The sequence below is a fragment of the Streptomyces sp. NPDC001156 genome (assembly GCF_053598275.1).
Genome location: NZ_JBSFJX010000017.1, coordinates 95,586 through 111,914 on the forward strand (window position 1 = coordinate 95,586; position 16,329 = coordinate 111,914).

The 16,329-nt window shown below is 69.3% G+C and carries 14 protein-coding genes; 7 read left to right on the forward strand and 7 right to left on the reverse strand.

Annotation, left to right across the window (positions count from 1 at the left end):
• Positions 1 to 81 precede the first annotated feature (81 nt).
• Positions 82 to 924 carry a hypothetical protein gene (locus ACWDA7_RS12165; RefSeq protein WP_450604033.1) on the reverse strand — a complete coding sequence of 281 codons (843 nt, stop codon included), beginning with the start codon at positions 922 to 924 and terminating at the stop codon, positions 82 to 84.
• 463 nt (positions 925 to 1,387) lie between these two features.
• Between ACWDA7_RS12165 and ACWDA7_RS12170 the strand changes: the two genes are divergently transcribed.
• Positions 1,388 to 2,962, forward strand: coding sequence for an FAD-binding oxidoreductase (locus ACWDA7_RS12170; protein WP_450604021.1), 1,575 nt, complete (start codon positions 1,388 to 1,390; stop codon positions 2,960 to 2,962).
• 68 nt (positions 2,963 to 3,030) lie between these two features.
• Here the strand turns inward: ACWDA7_RS12170 and ACWDA7_RS12175 are convergent, their stop codons facing one another.
• From ACWDA7_RS12175 to ACWDA7_RS12195, 5 genes are all read right to left on the reverse strand, one after another.
• Entirely contained in the window at positions 3,031 to 3,729 is a 699-nt protein-coding gene (locus ACWDA7_RS12175; RefSeq protein ID WP_450604022.1) for a phosphatase PAP2 family protein, read from the reverse strand.
• 282 nt (positions 3,730 to 4,011) lie between these two features.
• The gene (locus ACWDA7_RS12180) at positions 4,012 to 5,019 is read right to left on the reverse strand and encodes a C40 family peptidase (protein WP_450604023.1); all 1,008 of its coding nucleotides are present in this window, start codon (positions 5,017 to 5,019) and stop codon (positions 4,012 to 4,014) included.
• Positions 5,020 to 5,344: 325 nt separating this feature from the next.
• A complete protein-coding gene (locus ACWDA7_RS12185; RefSeq protein ID WP_450604024.1) occupies positions 5,345 to 6,100 on the reverse strand; it encodes a trypsin-like serine peptidase in 756 nt (251 codons plus the stop codon).
• A 269-nt stretch (positions 6,101 to 6,369) separates the two neighbouring features.
• Positions 6,370 to 7,008 (reverse strand): SRPBCC family protein, encoded by a 639-nt coding sequence (locus ACWDA7_RS12190; RefSeq protein ID WP_450604025.1) that lies wholly within the window; start codon positions 7,006 to 7,008, stop codon positions 6,370 to 6,372.
• Positions 7,001 to 7,357, reverse strand: coding sequence for an ArsR/SmtB family transcription factor (locus tag ACWDA7_RS12195; RefSeq protein ID WP_450604026.1), 357 nt, complete (start codon positions 7,355 to 7,357; stop codon positions 7,001 to 7,003). The genes ACWDA7_RS12190 and ACWDA7_RS12195 overlap by 8 nt, the downstream gene beginning before the upstream one ends.
• An 892-nt stretch (positions 7,358 to 8,249) precedes the next feature.
• Between ACWDA7_RS12195 and ACWDA7_RS12200 the strand changes: the two genes are divergently transcribed.
• The 6 genes from ACWDA7_RS12200 (at position 8,250) to ACWDA7_RS12225 (ending at position 15,565) form a co-directional block, all read left to right on the forward strand.
• Positions 8,250 to 8,558, forward strand: coding sequence for a hypothetical protein (locus tag ACWDA7_RS12200; RefSeq protein WP_043441655.1), 309 nt, complete (start codon positions 8,250 to 8,252; stop codon positions 8,556 to 8,558).
• A 231-nt stretch (positions 8,559 to 8,789) separates the two neighbouring features.
• Entirely contained in the window at positions 8,790 to 9,620 is an 831-nt protein-coding gene (locus ACWDA7_RS12205; protein ID WP_450604034.1) for a hypothetical protein, read from the forward strand.
• A complete protein-coding gene (locus ACWDA7_RS12210; RefSeq protein ID WP_450604027.1) occupies positions 9,610 to 10,929 on the forward strand; it encodes a hypothetical protein in 1,320 nt (439 codons plus the stop codon). The genes ACWDA7_RS12205 and ACWDA7_RS12210 overlap by 11 nt, the downstream gene beginning before the upstream one ends.
• Entirely contained in the window at positions 10,926 to 12,485 is a 1,560-nt protein-coding gene (locus ACWDA7_RS12215) for an SCO6880 family protein (RefSeq protein ID WP_432929650.1), read from the forward strand. The genes ACWDA7_RS12210 and ACWDA7_RS12215 overlap by 4 nt, the downstream gene beginning before the upstream one ends.
• 7 nt (positions 12,486 to 12,492) lie before the next feature.
• Positions 12,493 to 13,917 (forward strand): ATP-binding protein, encoded by a 1,425-nt coding sequence (locus tag ACWDA7_RS12220; protein WP_432929653.1) that lies wholly within the window; start codon positions 12,493 to 12,495, stop codon positions 13,915 to 13,917.
• A gap of 13 nt (positions 13,918 to 13,930) precedes the next feature.
• Positions 13,931 to 15,565, forward strand: a complete 1,635-nt coding sequence (locus ACWDA7_RS12225) for a TraM recognition domain-containing protein (RefSeq protein ID WP_450604028.1) — start codon at positions 13,931 to 13,933, stop codon at positions 15,563 to 15,565.
• On the opposite strand, the gene ACWDA7_RS12230 is transcribed toward ACWDA7_RS12225, so the two are convergent.
• Positions 15,562 to 16,107, reverse strand: coding sequence for a GNAT family N-acetyltransferase (locus tag ACWDA7_RS12230; protein WP_450604030.1), 546 nt, complete (start codon positions 16,105 to 16,107; stop codon positions 15,562 to 15,564). The genes ACWDA7_RS12225 and ACWDA7_RS12230 overlap by 4 nt on opposite strands.
• Positions 16,108 to 16,329 lie beyond the last annotated feature (222 nt).

The window sequence follows — 16,329 nt, forward strand, 5'->3', positions numbered from 1 at the left end:
GCGGGCTACACACGGCGCATGGCACGGACGGACCATTTCCAGCCCCTCACCCGCGCCACTTCTACGATCACCTCCGTGCCCTCACTGCGCGGCGATCTTCCCGGCGTAGATGTCCTCGGCGGCCGGCAACCGTACGTCGACGGAGGCCCCGAAGTCATACAGCAGGGTCGTCGAGGCCACCGCCACCACGGCCTTGTGCCCGCCGTTGACGAAGCTGAACCGGTGCCGCACCTTCCGGATGCGCCCCTGGTCGTCGAGGTAGGCGTCGAACGGCACCTCGGCCGTGGCGAACCCTTTCGCCGCCGCCCGCAGCGGCGCCCTGTTGTCCGCGGACGCGTCGCGTGCCGCGAGCGCGATGTCCGCGACCCCCTGGTAGTGCCGGACCGGCGTCCCCGCGACCTCCGTCCGGCCCAGGTACGTCGCCTCCCTGACCCCGCGCAGCAATTCGGCCGCGGCGTAGGGGTCGGTGGCGCCGCCGGTGACGAGGTTGCCGTCGGTGAGTGTGGCCGTGTCCACCCGCACCCACTTGTCGGCCGGGACTCCGGCTCCCCGGTTCTTCATGAAGAGGGCACCGGGGGCAAGCAGTTCGGTGATCGGATGGTGCTCCTCGTCGCCCGCGGGATCCTGGGGCAGCGTCACCTTCAGCCGGCCCAGCCGACCGCGATAGTCGTAGACGCCCTCACCGCGGATGGTGACCCGGGTCCCGCCGGTGGCCATCTCCATCGACGTCCGGGCCCGGGAGCTGCCCGCGCGCACCAGGGTCGCGGCGGCCTGCCGGAGCGTCTCGAGGGCGCCAGAGCCGGAGCGCGCATCCTCGACGGCGGCCCCGCCTCTCGAACATCCGGTAAGTGAGGCGCCGCAGACGAGCAGTCCCACCGTCGCGAGGATCGCCGCACCGACCCGACCGTGCCACCGCACCACCATCACCTGCCTACCCCCAGCCGGTCCGTCCCGGTGCCCTCCTGTCGTTCCGCTTAACGACGGGTGGGGGGACCCGTCACGCGCCACGCGGGGCAAGTACTTGCCCGGGGTAACCTTGTCGGAGTGGAGCGACAGGACATACCCCCCGGTCCGAACGAACACCGCACGACGACCGCCGAACAGGGTCGTTTCTGCGTGGCCCGGTGCATCTGCGGATGGCGGGGACCTGCGCGCAGAGCCCGCAGCCTGGCCAGAACGGACGCAGAGAAGCACGCCAGGGCCTAGACCCGGAGCCGCTTCCGCAACCCCCGGCTGCGCAACCCACCCGAGGGGCAGGCATGCTGAGCCCCCCTCCGGGCATTTCGGTCGCACCCGGCACGGACGTCGTAACCATTCCGTGGCATTTCCGCGCGAACTTTTCCGCCGCGAGGCCTCATCTCAGTCCACGGAACTCATGGGAGGCGTAATGCAACGGCGTACGTTCATCGGCGGTGCCACCGCCACGGTCGCGGTGGCGGTCACCGCCGCGTGCAACAGCGGCGGCACCGGCGGCACATCGTCCGCCACCGGCACGACCGTGCGTGCGACCACGCCGACCGCGATGACGGCCCCGGCCACGACCACGACCGGCACGCACGCCGCCGCCGACTGGAACGCCCTGGCCAAGGACCTGGACGGCCTCCTGGTCCGCCCCGGCGACCGCGCCTGGGCCACGGCCCAGCAGCTCTACAACACCCGCTTCGACTCCCTGAAGCCCGCGGCGGTCGCCTACGTGGCGCACGCCGACGACATCCGCACCGTGCTGTCGTACGCCCACGCCCAGGGCGTCAAGGTCGCGATACGCAATGGCGGCCACTCCTACGCCGGTTGGTCCTCCGGGGACAACCGTCTGATCATCGACGTGGGCAAGCTGAACACGATACGGGCGAGCGCCGGCGAGGCGGTCGTCGGCGCCGGTTCCAAACTCATCGATGTCTACCGCGCGCTGACCGCGAAGGGCGTGACCATCCCCGCCGGATCGTGCCCCACCGTCGGCGTCTCAGGTCTCACCCTCGGCGGCGGCCACGGCGTGGTCTCCCGGGCCTACGGGCTGACCTGCGACAGCCTCACCCAGGCGACTCTGATCACCGCGGACGGCAAGCAGCTCGTCGCGAACGCCACCGAGAACAAGGACCTGTTCTGGGCCCTGCGCGGCGCGGGCAACGGCAACTTCGGCGTCGTCACCGAACTGCGGTTCAGGACACATCCGGCACCTCAGGCCGTATCGGCCTATATGACCTGGCCCTGGTCCAAGGCGGCCGCCGTCCTCAAGGCCTGGCAGGAGTGGGGCCCGAACCAGCCCGACGAGATCTGGTCGTCCTGCCACCTCGAGAACGGCGGAACACCGACCGTCTCCGTCGCCGCGTTCTCGATCGGCACCTACGGCGAACTCCAGAACGCGGTCGACCGCCTGGCCGCGCAGGTGGGCTCCCCGGCCCGCAGCGTCTCACTCAAGCGGCATTCCTACGAGGGCGCGATGGAGGCGTACGCAGGCTGCTCGTCCTTCCCGACCGCCGCCCAGTGCCATCTGCCGGGCTCGACACCTGGCCGCTCCGCGCAGGGCGCGCTCGGCCGCGAGACCTACGCCGCCCGCTCGGACTTCTTCGACCGCTCGATCCCGGCCGCCGGCATCCAGACGCTCCTCAACCAGGTCGCGCAGGCGCGGGGCGGCGCGGGCAGCATCGCGTTCACCGCGCTCGGCGGTGCGGTCAACCGCGTCTCGCCGACGGCCACGGCCTTCGTGCACCGCCGCTCGCGCATGCTGGCGCAGTACATCGCGAGTTGGCCCGCGGGCACCGCCGGTTCCACGGCGCAGTCCTGGCTGACGTCAGCGCACACGTCCATGGGTCCCTACGCGTCCGGGGCCGCCTACCAGAACTACACGGACCCGACCCTGACGAACTGGCGGAAGGCCTACTACGGGGACGCGGCCGCCCGACTGGCACAGCTCAAGCACCAGTACGACCCGAATGGCTTCTTCACCTTCCCGCAGTCGCTGTAGCGGCGCCCGCACGCCGGGGGCGGCGCACACGCACCGGCCCTGCGGCCGCACGACGATCGGGCCGACGGCTACGCGGCCAGGTCCCGTTCCTCCGCCGCCTGGTCGGCACGGGCGCCGGGGATCACGGTTTCCGCGGGCCGTGTCCCGCGGGGGCGGACCAGTCGTCCAGCGCGCGGCGAGCCCTCGACCGCCCTGACGAGCGGGGTGAGCAGGGCCGTGGCAAGCGGTGAGAGCAGCAGGGCCACGGCGGTGCCGAGAGCGAAGCCTCCGATGACGTCCGTCGGGTACTGCACACCCAGGTAGACCCTGCAGAAACCTTCCAGGAGCGCCAGGCCGAGGCCGATGAAGCCGAACTTCCGGTGGGCGACGAAGAGTCCGACCGCCAGGGCCATCGTGAGGGCGGCATGGTCGCTGACGAAGGAGTAGCCGGTCGTGCCGGAGACGAGGACGTCGAGTCCCTGGTGGTCGACCAACGGCCGGGGACGTTCCACGAAGCCCCGGATCGGCACGTTCACCAGCACGGCGAGCGCGGCGGCCAGCGGGGCCCAGACGAGCGCGGCCATGGCCCCGACCGCGTCCGCGCCGCCCCGCCGGCGCAGGCTCCACCAGCACCAGAGAACCAGCAGGACCATGCCGAGCAGCAGGCCGTACTCGCCGACGAACTCCATGACGCGGGCGAACCAGTGCGGCGAGTCCTTGGCCAGCCCATTGATGTCGTAGAGCAGATCGACGTCGGGGTTCGACCCCGATTCGGCGAGTGCAGCCATCGTGCGCGGCCCCTTCGTCCTCTGTCGCGTCCGCGGACGCGCCCGTGCGCGCCGCTCGTCCACCACCCCCGTGGTCGTAGATCCGCTCCACGCCGAGCCGGCTGCCGTACGTCGACGCTCTACGTCAGAAGGAACGCACAATCCTCTTCGCCACGTTCCGCATTCCACCGAATGATCACGCAGACGTTATCGAAGAGAGACACGTCTTCCCAGCTCAGGGGGTGCGCATAACGAAGGGTTCCGGCCAGCGCGCGCCCTTTTGCGCGCCGTTCACGCCCCGGTTCACACCGTCGTGGGCAGCGCTTTCGCGCCATCTTCGGTGACACGCGTCGCCCCGAAGTAGTCCGAGGTGTCGATGGGGTCGAAGCGGATCACAGCACCTGTCCTGGGCGCATCGATCATGTAGCCCCCGCCCACGTAGATCCCGACGTGGTGGATGGCACGGGAATCGGTCGGATCGTGCGAGAAGAACACCAGGTCGCCCGGGAGCAGTTCGTCCCGTTTCGGGTGCGGTCCGGCGTTGTACTGGTCGTTGGCGACACGCGGCAGATCGATGCCCACGCTCGCGTAAGCGGCCTTGGTCAGCCCCGAGCAGTCGAAGCGTCCGCCCTGGTCTGCGGTGCCGTTGCCACCCCACAGATAGGGGGTGCCGAGCTTCTTCTGGGCGTAGTAGATGGCGCCCGCCGCCTGCCTCGACGGGTCGAGCCGCCGGACGGGCGCGGCGAAGCTCTTCGCCAGCGTCGTGATGGTCTTCACATAGTTCTGGGTCTCCCGATACGGCGGCACGCCCCCGTACTTGATGACCGCGTACGCCCCCGCGTTGTAGGCGGCGAGCATGTTCTCGGTCGGGTTCCCGGGCGCGTCCTTCACATAGGAGGCGAGCTTGCAGTCGTACGAGGCGGCCGACGGGATCGCGTCGCGCGGGTCCCAGACGTCGGCCACGCCGTCGCCGTTGCCGTCAATGCCGTGGATGGCCCAGGTACCCGGGATGAACTGCGCTATCCCCTCTGCTTTCGCGGGGCTCTTGGCGTTCGGGTTGAAGCCGCTCTCCTGATAGAGCTGGGCGGCGAGCAGCGCCGGGTTGATCGCACTGCACAGGTTGCCCCACCTCTGCACGAGGGACGCATACGCGGCCGGCACGGCGTTCTTGGCGAGCCCGACCGACCCCGCGCCGATGCCGTTGGCCAGGTTCCCCGCGATCGTGTAGACCCCGATGACGAGCAGCATGACGAGACTGAGCGCGGCACCGACGGCAACGGTCGCCCAGATCCAGGCCCTACGCACCGTCAACCGCCCCTCGCCGCACCGGAGTCCGCCGAGGGTCAGTGTAGGGGCGTCAGAGGGCGCCGGACCCGAAAAGTCCTGGTCCGGCCACTTGGACGTACAGGATCGGCCAATGTGGTGTGCAGTGCCGCAGGTAGGACGTCAACGGCCTTGTGTGCGACGCGTATCGATGGGCGTGGGACGCGGGCCGCAGCGGATAGGGGCCCCAACCGTCGTGCGTACGACGCGGACCGCTGTGCGTGGGACGCGCGCTGACACGGCTAGGACCGGCCGTGCGTACGAGGCGGATCGTGAGGCGCCCGCCCCCGGTCGTCGCGCCTCCGCCGCGCCGCTAGTCGCCCGAGGCGGTCGCGTAGAGATCCGCGGCCTCGTCCCCCAGCACCACGCTGTAGGAGACGTCCGCGGTGGAGCCGCCCTGCTCGTGGCCCCCGAGGACTCCCACGACCTCGCCGTCGCCGTTCACCCAGGGGCTGCCGCTCGTGCCGCTGGTGAACTCGGGGCAGTCGATGCGCTGTTGCGTACTGCTGTGGACGGTCGGCTCGTTGGTGCAGGCGATCGGGGTGTCCTGGGAGTCGGGGTATCCGGTGACGGTGACGGCGGTGGCACCCGTCTCCCGTCCCGTGACGAACCTGTTGGCCCCCACGAGATCCTCGACGTCGACGCCGTCGATCGGCCTCAGCGTCGCGAAGGCGATGTCGCTGTCCTCGTCCTCGTCACCGCTCCAGGCGTCGTCGACGTAGGTCCTGTCCACCTGCCACACCCCGTACGGCGCCTTGCCGTCCCGGTAGCCTGGCGCGAACCACATCGTGCTGCTGCTCAGGCAGTGTGCGGCGGTGACGATCAGATCGTGCTCTTCGCTGTGCACCACGGAAGCCGTACAGAAGTGGTCGCCCGCCAGCGCCCCACTCGTGCTGAACAGCGCGCCGACCTTGGCGGTGGCCCTGCTGGGCGCCGCCTCCGTGGTCACGCCCAGGGGCCCGGGACCGCCGTCGGCGGCCGACACGGACGATGTCGCGACGGCCAGCAGCACGACAGCGCCGAGGAACGCGTGCCGGCGGTTGCCAGGGGGGCGTGTGATGCGGTTCATCACGGTCATACTGTGACCCGGCAAGGTGAGAAAAATCCTGTGAGCATTCTGAATTTTCTCTGTGAGGTTCCGTTGCCGCAGGTCAGCCGGGTCGTCCGAGCCACAGCGACCTCCTCCCATCGGACGCATTTCCGCTTTGCAGGCAGCCGTACCCCCGTGAGTCGACGCACACACGTACGACTCCACGACCTGTCATCGCGCCCAGAGGGACGTCCATGCGGGCGTCCCCACGGGGCGCCTCCTGGAGCGGAGAGCGGAGGGGAGGAGTACTAGCTGCCCGTGTACGCCGCGGTCGTCCGGTCCGCAGCCGCCCTCGCCGACTCCTCCGGCTCGCCCGCCGCCACGTTCGCCTCGCCCCACGCCTCGCTGATCGCGGTCACGAAGCGGCGGCCTTCGTCCGATGTCAGCCACGCCATGCTCTCGGCAGGGTCCACGGAGGCCCCGGAGGCCAGATGACGGGACAGGCCCATAAGACCCAGGTCCCAGCCCACGCCCACCGCGCCCGGGCCGAACTCCGCCCACCGCTCGTCGTCCACATGTGCGATGTGCTCGAGTACGAATTGCGTCCCGCCCTCCTCCAGCGACGTCAACCGCAGTTCGATCCAGCTCACCTCACCCCCGTACTCCCAGGTCGCGAGGAAACTCCGGGGCGGATCGCACCGCTCGATGGTGCCGCTCGCGTTGCCCTGGAGCTGGAAATGGCCGCCGACCCGAAGGTCTCCTGAGACCGGAAGGAACCAGCGCGGAATGCGCTCGGCGTTCGTGCACGCGTCCCAGACATCCTCCAGCGACGAGTCGTAGGTCCGCGAAACCGTCACCACCCGTGCCTCGCCGGCCTTGAACTCCCGCCTGCCCACCTGCCGTCCCACCGCATTGACCTCATGCGTGACGTCGATGCCGTCAGCCATCGCCCTCTCCTTCCCGGTGCGCCAGACGGCGCTCCCGCTTCCCTCGTGCCAGTTCCGTCTCCAGCGCGTCCAGCCGTGGGGCCCAGAACCGCCGGAAACGACCGATCCACTCATCGACGTCCCGCAGCGGCTCCGAGTTGACCGCGTACAACCGTCGCGTCCCCTCCGGCCGCACCGTGGCGAAGCCGTTCTCGCGCAGCACCTTCAGATGCTGGGAGACACCGGGCTGCGATATCCCGAACTCCGCCGAGATGACCTCGCAGACCGCCCCGGACGCCATCTCTCCGTCCGCCAGCAGTTCGAGGATCCTGCGACGGACGGGGTCTCCGAGCACATCGAATGCGTGCATGACGGCAACGTATCAGCACCTACTTATATAAGCCAGGACTGAAATAATCGCGCTGCCCTCGCGCTCTTCGCACACATATATCCGGCAACGCGATGCAGAGGGAGCACTTTGCGCAGCACGCCCACCAACTGACAGTTCCATCGGGGAGTTGGCGGACCTCACATGGACGGCATCCCGGCGAACGGGCCACGATCGCCTTCTTGACCCAAATCCCTTGAGCCGCCGGCGCATTCCGTCAAGCGCCGCCCAGCGCGGCGCAATCGAGCAGCCATGGACACGCAAGGCGCAACCCTGATTCGGTAAGGCGGAAGTCAGGATCCCCGAAGCTCTTGTTGCCGCGTACTCAACAAGTCATCGTCGCAGACGGGCCACGACGGCCCGACCGGCTGGGGGCCCGGGAGACGCGGCCTTCACGGGCTGACCTCCGGGCGGGGAAGCCGGCAGCCGGGACACGTGGGGATCCTGTCCGCCGGCGCGCAATGAACGGGCCGCGGCACCCAGCCGCGGCCCGTTTCGCGGTTCAGGGATAGCCTTCCGCTCGTATGGGTGACACTCATACGGAACGGCCCGGGCAGCCGGGTCACGCCGCAGGCCACCCCAGGATCCTCGCGGCACAAGAAGAGTCAACGACGGACCACATCACAGGTTCCGCTTGGGACCTCGTTGCCCGGCGTGACCAGCCATGATACACAGAGTAACCAAACCCTCCTTGAACCAGCGTCCCACGCTCCCGCGACGGTCCCACGTGGGCCGGAAGCAAGGGACGCGTACGAAACCCGCCAATCAATGACGCCAAGTCGACATACGACAGGCCCATTGTCGGCGAGAATGACCCTGACCTCTGCGACGGTGACAGAGGGCACGGAACTACCCGCTAGGGGCGGTGACTTACATGCATCTCGCGGCCGCAAAAGGCGACATCAACACGATCATCGGCGGTATCGCCCCAGACTGGGGTCCGTTCGGCAGCCTGGGCAACGAGGCTCGTGTCATGGTCGAGGTGGTGATGGCCGTCGCCATCCTCCTCTGCCTGGCGATCGCGATCTGGGGCGCCGCCAAACAGCGCATCGGCGCGACGGCCCTGCGCGACACGTTCAGCGCCGAACAAGGCAAGGGCCTCATCATCGCGGGCCTGACCGGAGTCTTCATCATCGGCTCGCTCGGCACGCTTTTCACGATCGTGTACGGCATGGCCGTCTAGGCCCGGCCCCGGACCGCCATGCCCCTGGCGCGCCGTCAGTCCCCCGCCGGATGCGCCCGCTTCCCACCCTCCGACCCATCCGTCCGTCGCGCCCACCGGCTGAGGTTGCGTTTCCCTGATGTCGAGTCACCACACCGCGCCCGCGCGGGAGCCAGCACGGCTACCGTCGTACTTCTACGTATTCCGACACGAGGTGCGAACCGGCTATGAGGTCGAGAGGGCGTGCACAGCGTGAGTCTCGGTGACGGTGCCTCCGGCGGGGGCGACGAGGAGTACGGCGGTGTCGGGCAGACCCGAACACGCCTGCCCGATCGGGGCGGTGACGTATACGGAGGGGCACGGCGCGGCCGGTCGTCATCCAGAAGCCTGGTCACGGTCGTCGGGGTGGTCGTCCTCCTGATCGCGGCGATCGCCTTCGCGAACCGCGGCGGGGACTCGGCCTCGCGCGGCACCAGCAACAAGCCCGGCCAGGCCTCCACGGCCGCATCCGGCACCCGCCCGGTCCAGTCGAAGCCGGACGGAATCCCATCGGGCTTCGCCCACGACGAGCAGGGGGCACAGTCGGCTGCGGCGAACTATGGCACCGTGCTCGGCTCCACAGGAATGTTCACCACGAACCAGCGGCACGCCATCGTCAACGCCGTGTATGCCCCTGCGGTAGCCGCCGCCCGCCAAGCGGACCTCGATGTGGCTTACTCCAGCGAGAAGTTCCTGGCCAACATCGGCCTCACCAAGGACGGCACGGCACCGGCCGGCGAGACGTTTGTCTCGCGCATCATCCCGGTGGGTACCAAGGTGACCAAGTACAGCTCCGACTCCGCGACCGTCGAACTCTGGTACACGTCGCTCTTCGGACTGTCCGGCGAGACGTCCACAAACCCGGTCTCCGAGAGCTGGTACACGACGACCTACCAGTTGAAGTGGATCGACCGCGATTGGAAGGTCACCAACTTCACGCAGAAGGACGGGCCCGTTCCGGTCGGACGCGACCAGACGGCCTCCACCGCTGATGACATGACCAAGGCTGTCGAAGGGTACGGAGGGTTCACTTATGCCCGCTAAGCGCCGCGTACTCAAGGTCGCCGCCGGAGCCACAGCCTTGCAGACGGCCTTGGTGCTTCTGGCCACCCGCGCCTTCGCCGCCCCCACCCCAAAACCCTCGACGGGCAACGACCCCTGCGACCTCATCCGGGGCCCCGCCAAGCAGTACTGCGAAAAAGGCGACTCCTCCCCCTCAAAAGGACTTGACTCCAACCCCCTCACCGACACCCTCGACCCCCTCTCCTCCCTCGCCAAGGGCTGTGCCGACGCCGCCTCCTGGACCGTCGACAAGCTCAGTGAGGCCGTGAAGCAGACCGCGAGCGTCGACTTCACCAACCAGGCGTTTCTGCACCAGTACGAAATCGTCTTCGCGGCGTCGACCATCCTCACCCTCCTGCTGTGGCTGCTGGCCGTCGCCAAGAGGGCGGTGCGGGGTGTCCCGCTCACCACCGCCCTGTCCGAAGCGGTCGGCTTCCTCTGGCTCACCGTGCTGGCCTCGGCCTTCACACCCCTCGTCCTCTACACCGTCGTCTCGGCGACCGACAGCGTCAGTGACGTCCTCGCCAAGACCACGGGCGATCAGACCAGTACGTTCTTCGGGGCGTTCTCCGGCGCGCTGGGCAAGGGGACGGACATCGGCGGCGGCCCCATCATGCTGATCCTGGTGTCGTTCGTGTCGATCCTCGCGGCCGGCGTCCTCTACCTGGAACTCTTCCTGCGCGCCGTCCTGCTGTATGTCGGCGCCCTCCTCGGTGTCGTCGTCTACTCGGGCCTCGTCGACAAGAACCTCTGGGGCCATGTCCGCCGCTGGGCGGGCATCATGATCGCGGTGATCCTGGTCAAACCGGTCATCGTCATCGTGCTCGGCCTCGCCGGCGCCCTGGCCACGGACAACGGACCCGACTCGCTCGCGGCCGTCGTCTCCGGGCTCGCCATCATCCTGCTCGCCATCTTCGCCAGCGCGATGATCTACCGGTTCGTGCCCGGCTTCGGCGACGAGATCGTCGCCTCCCGCAACAACCGCATCATGCAGGGCGCCGAAAGCAAGGCCGCCGCCGTCATCAGCTCTCCGGCGACCCTCGTCGCCCAGGGCATCAAGACCCACAGCACCCGCGCCGACAGCAATGGCGGTGGCGGTGGCGGAGGTGCCAGACCGCCCCGCCCCGCCAACCCCCTCAGCGGCGGTGTGGCCGCGCACAGCACTCGTACCCCGGGCAGCGGATCCGTCCCCACCCCCGCGCCCCCGCCGCGTACCAGTCCGGCGGACACTCCGCACGCAAGCAGCACCCGCAACAGCAGTATCAACCGCACGGGAGGTGAAGGGCGTTGACGACCGAGTCCCACCTGTCCCATCCGATCACGCCCCGCCGGACATATCTGATCGGCCGCGCCCGGCCGAACGCGATCATCGGCCGGAACCGCGAGTCCGGCGAGATCCTGCTGATCATCGGGGGCGCGTTCGTCGGCATGATGTGCGGGCTCCTCGTCCCCCTCCTCGCCCTGCGGATCGTCCTGTTGATGGGCTTCCCGCTGCTCGCGCTGGCCGCCGTGTACATCCCGTACAAGCACCGCACGTTCTACAAATGGTTCGAGATCAACCGCAGTTACAAGCGGACCCTGCGGCAGGGGACGGTCTACCGGAGCGGCGTGATGGAGGCCGGCACCCGTTTCGACGGGCGCGAGGTCGAGATCGGGCCGCCCCCGGGCATCGGCCGGATCAGCTGGCTCGCCGCCCCCTTCGGGCCCGACGAGATCGCCGTACTGCTGCACGCCGACCGGCGGACCGTGACCGCCGCCATCGAGATCGAGGGCCCCGGCGTCGGCCTGCGCGACAGCGAGGACCAGGAGGCCCTCGTCGACCGCTTCGGCACGCTTCTGAAGCATGTCGCGAACGGCGACGGCTTCGTCACCCGGCTCCAGATGCTCGCCCGCACCCTGCCCGCCGACCCGGACGCCCACGCCAAGGACGTCACCCAGCGCGGCGACGACCGCTCCCCGACCTGGCTGCGGCAGTCGTACGACCAGTTGCAGTCCATGGTGTCGACCAGCAGCGAGCAGCACCGCGCCTACCTCGTCGCCTGTATGCACTACACCCGCGAACTCGCCGCCGAGGCCCAGGCCATGGCACGCGCCGCACGGCCGCAGGGAGGCAAGAAGGTCGACCGGGACGCCGGCCTCGCGGTCGTCATGGCACGCGAGCTCACCGACATCTGCTCACGGCTCCAAGAAGCCGACATCCGGGTACGGCAGCCGCTGGGACAGGGGCGGCTCGCCTCCCTCATCCACTCCATGTACGACCCCGACCACCCCATCGACCACATCCAGGCGATGACGAGGCGCAACGCCTGGCCCGCCGAGCTCGACGCCATGGAGCCCACCTACCTCCAGGCGAAGACCCGGGAGTCGTCGACGCGCGCGCCCTGGTGTCACGCCACCGCATGGGTCAAGGAGTGGCCGATGACCCCGGTCGGCGTGAACTTCCTCGCGCCTCTGCTCGTCCACACCCCGGACGTCATCCGCACGGTCGCCGTCACCATGGACCTCGAACCCACCGAGGTCGCCATCGAGCGCATGCTGACCGAGAAGACGAACGACGAGGCCGAGGCCAGCCGCGCCGCCAAGATGAACCGCACCGTCGACCCCCGGGACATCGCCGCCCACTCCCGCCTCGACCAGCGCGGCGAGGACCTGGCGAGCGGCGCCGCGGGCGTCAACCTGGTCGGCTACATCACCGTCTCCTCGCGTTCTCCGGAGGCCCTCGCCCGCGACAAACGGACCATCCGGGCCTCGGCCGGCAAGTCGTACCTGAAACTGGAGTGGTGCGACCGCGAGCACCACCGCGCCTTCGTCAACACGCTCCCCTTCGCCACCGGCATTCGGAGGTAAGGACCTGATGCGGGATCCGCTGTCCGTCCTGACCGACGCCTTCACGTCCTTCCTGTTCGGCAAGGTGGAGACGACCCGGCTGCCCGTCCGCACCTCCACAGGGCAGGCCCAGGCCGTCTACCTTCCGACGGCCGCGCCCGGCCTCGGCGACTCCGGCGTGATCATCGGCCGCGAGGTGTACTCCGGCAAGGGGTACATCTACGACCCCTTCCAGCTGTACGGCCAGCAGCTCCCGGCGCCGCACTGGCTCGTCCTCGGCGAGTCCGGCAACGGCAAGTCGGCGCTGGAGAAGACCTACGTCCTGCGCCAGCTGCGCTTTCGCGACCGGCAGGTCGTGGTCCTCGACGCCCAGGGCGAGGACGGGGTCGGCGAGTGGAACCTCATCGCCGAGGAGTTGGGCATAACCCCCATCCGGCTCGATCCGACGGCGGCACTCGACCACGGCATCCGGCTCAACCCGCTCGACCCGGCCATCACGACGACGGGCCAGCTCGCCCTGCTCCGCACGATCATCGAGGTCGCCATGGGGCACGGCCTGGACGAGCGGTCCGGCTTCGCCCTGAAGGTCGCGCACGCCTACGTCAACGAGACCATCGTCGAGCGGCAGCCCGTGCTCACGGACATCGTGGAGCAGTTGCGGCACCCGGAACCGGAGTCGGCCGAGGCGATGAACGTCGCCCTGGACGACGTACGCGCCTGGGGCCTTGACGTGGCCCTGGTCCTGGACCGTCTGGTCGACGGTGACCTGCGGGGCATGTTCGACGGACCGACGACGGTCGGTATCGACCTGGACGCACCGCTGATCGTGTTCGATTTGTCCCACATCGACCGTAACTCGATCGCGATGCCGATCCTGATGGCGATCGTGGGTGTCTGGCTGGAGCACACCTGGATCCGTCCCGACCGGAAGAAGCGCATCTTCCTGGTCGAGGAGGCCTGGCACATCATCAACAGCCCGTTTGTCGCTCAGCTGTTCCAGCGGCTGCTGAAGTTCGGCCGACGGCTCGGTCTGTCCTTCGTGGCGGTCGTCCACCACCTCAGCGACGTGGTGGACGGAGCGGCGGCGAAGGAGGCGGCCGCGATCCTGAAGATGGCGTCGACCAGGACGATCTACGCCCAGAAGGCCGACGAGGCGCGGGCGACAGGCCGTGTCCTGGGGCTGCCGCGCTGGGCCGTGGAGATCATCCCGACCCTGACGCCGGGCATCGCGGTCTGGGACGTCAACGGCAATGTGCAGGTGGTCAAACACCTGGTCACGGAGATGGAGCGGCCGCTCGTCTTCACCGACCGCGCGATGACGGAATCGTCCAGCGACCGCGCCGCCGACGACGCCCTGCGCGCCGCGGAGCTGGAGGCGGAGGAGCGTGCGGCGGCGTTCGTGGAACAGCGGCTGAACGACCTGGACGGCTCGTCCGAGTCCACGGTGGCGTAGACATGGGATCCCTATGAGACCAGGCAAGGAGCAGCGGGAGCAGCACGACGGCCAGGGAGGCGTCCCCGACGGCCTGTTGGTGGGCGTACTGGCCTTTCTGCTCGGTGTGACGCTGATGGTGTGGACGGCCACGGGCCTCGCGGGCTGGTTCTCGCGGGGTGCCTGGCCGGATGGCGTCGGATTCACCCGTACGCCGGTGGCGATGCGCCATCTGATCGCGGAGCCCCACGACATCACGGGGGCGTGGCCGGACGCCCCGAGGGACCAGCTCTCCGGGTACGGGCTGTTCTGGGGCCTGTTCATAGGCGAACTGATGGTGCTGTTCGTGGTCACCGTGTTCGTGATCGGCACAGTGGCCCGGTGGAAGGCGGTGAGGGCGCGCCGCAGAGCCGCCACCTCGCCGGCCCATGGCCAAGCCACGCCCACCGCTGGTACGCCTGCCTGGGACGCCGTCGCCGCGCCCGCCGGCCCCGTAACGACCCCCGTTCCCACCCCACGCTCAGCGGCGGCGGAGCACGGTGCGGCGGATCCGGAGCCGGCGCAGCAGGTTCCTCTCGCGGTCGCCTTGGAGCAGGTGGCCGCCGCCCAGCAGGCCGCAGCGAGCACTGTGCAGACCAGGCCCGGCCACGGCCGGCCCGAAACCGGCCTCGAACAGCCCGGAAACGGCCTTGGACCGGCGACCGGCTCCGCCCCAGCGCGCTCCGCCGCCTGGACGTCCGTCTCCGTCGTCCTCGGCGATCCCGGCACCCGTCACCCCGTCGCCGCCCAGGCCGTACGCGACGCCGAGGGGCCGGCGGTCGTCATCACGTCAGCTGCCGCCCTGTGGGCCGACACCAAGGACGCCCGCGCCAAGCTCGGACCCGTCCTCCTCTACGATCCCTCCCACCTGTGCGACACCCCGGCCCGGCTCCACTGGTCCCCGTCGTCCGACTGCGAGGACAAGGCGGTCGCGGCGGCCCGCGCAACCGCGCTGCTCGCCCCGGTCCGCCCGACGGCCCGTATCGACCAGGCGGTCGCCGACGTCGCGGAAACGCTCCTGCGGAGCTATCTGCACGCCGCGGCGGTCGAGGGCCGCACGATCCGGCACCTCCACCGCTGGGCCCAGGGAACTCAGGTCCAGGAGGCGGTACGGGCCCTGCGCACCAACCCGAAGGCGTCGTCCGGCGCCGCCGGCGAGCTGGAGGCCGCGCTCACCTCGCACCCCGAACGCAGGGACGTGGCACAGGAACTAACGGCACGCGCCCTGTCCTGCCTCTCCACCGTCAATATCCGCGAGGCATGCACATCCAACCGAAATGACGCCCTCGCCTTGGATTCCTTCGCCAACGAAGGGGGCACGCTTTACGTGGTGGGTGAATCCATCGAGGATCCCCGCCAGAACCCCGGTGCCATGCCCTTGCTGACGGCACTCGCCTCCAGCGTGGTCGAGCGCGGCCGGCGCATGGCCGAACGGTCATCCTCCGGTCGCCTCGACCCACCACTCACCCTCGTCCTGGACGACGTGGCGGCCGTGGCTCCGCTCCCGCAGCTCCCGGAGCTCCTCTCCACCGGAGCGGACCGCGGATTGCCGACGCTGGTTCTGCTCCGCTCCCGCGAGCAGGCCCGCGCACGCTGGCCGCAGTACGAACTCCCGACGCAGGCCCGCTAGGACCGCTCCATCACCATTTCGAGCTCCGAGTCGCCGGAGTCCTCCGACAGCGGCACGGTGACCCCGCTCGGCACGAACCCCATCTTGCGGTAGAAGCCCCTGGCCCGCTCGTTGTCCTCATGCACGATGAGCCGTACCCGCTCCGCACCGTGCGTCCAAGCCCACTCAAGACCGGCGTCGAACAGCGCCTTCGTGAGGCCGGTTCCACGGTGCTCGGGGCGTACGAACACGCCGACGAGATGCCCCTGCATCCGTTCCACCGGCAATCCTGTCCAGTCCGTCGTGCCGGCCTCTTCCATGAGTACGGTCACCGTGCCGGCCCACGTTCCGTCCGAGGTCTCGGCGACGATCTGCTGCACATCCTCCGCCCCTTCGGCTCCGCTGACCGTCCGCTCCTGCCAGAAGGAGTCCGGCTTGGCGACGGCGGCCTCGTAGGTCTCCAGGAAGGCGAGGTGGGCGACCGGGTCTTGGAGCGCGGCGAGACGCAGCTCCTTCACGGCGGGCCACTCTTCGGGGCGTATGGACCGGATCACGGGATGCATACGGCAACGGTAACGGCCGGCCGCGAGAGGGGCGGCTCATTTTTTTGAGGGGCCGCGGACGAGCGCCATCACTCGACTCAGCCGTCCACGGCCTAGCCTCGCGGGGACTTGGCCGCAAACGCGAAAGAGCCCCAACTCACGGGTTATTACCCGGAGTTGGGGCTCTTTCTGAAGATTTGTTCGGCGGCGTCCTACTCTCCCACAGGGTCCCCCCTGCAGTAC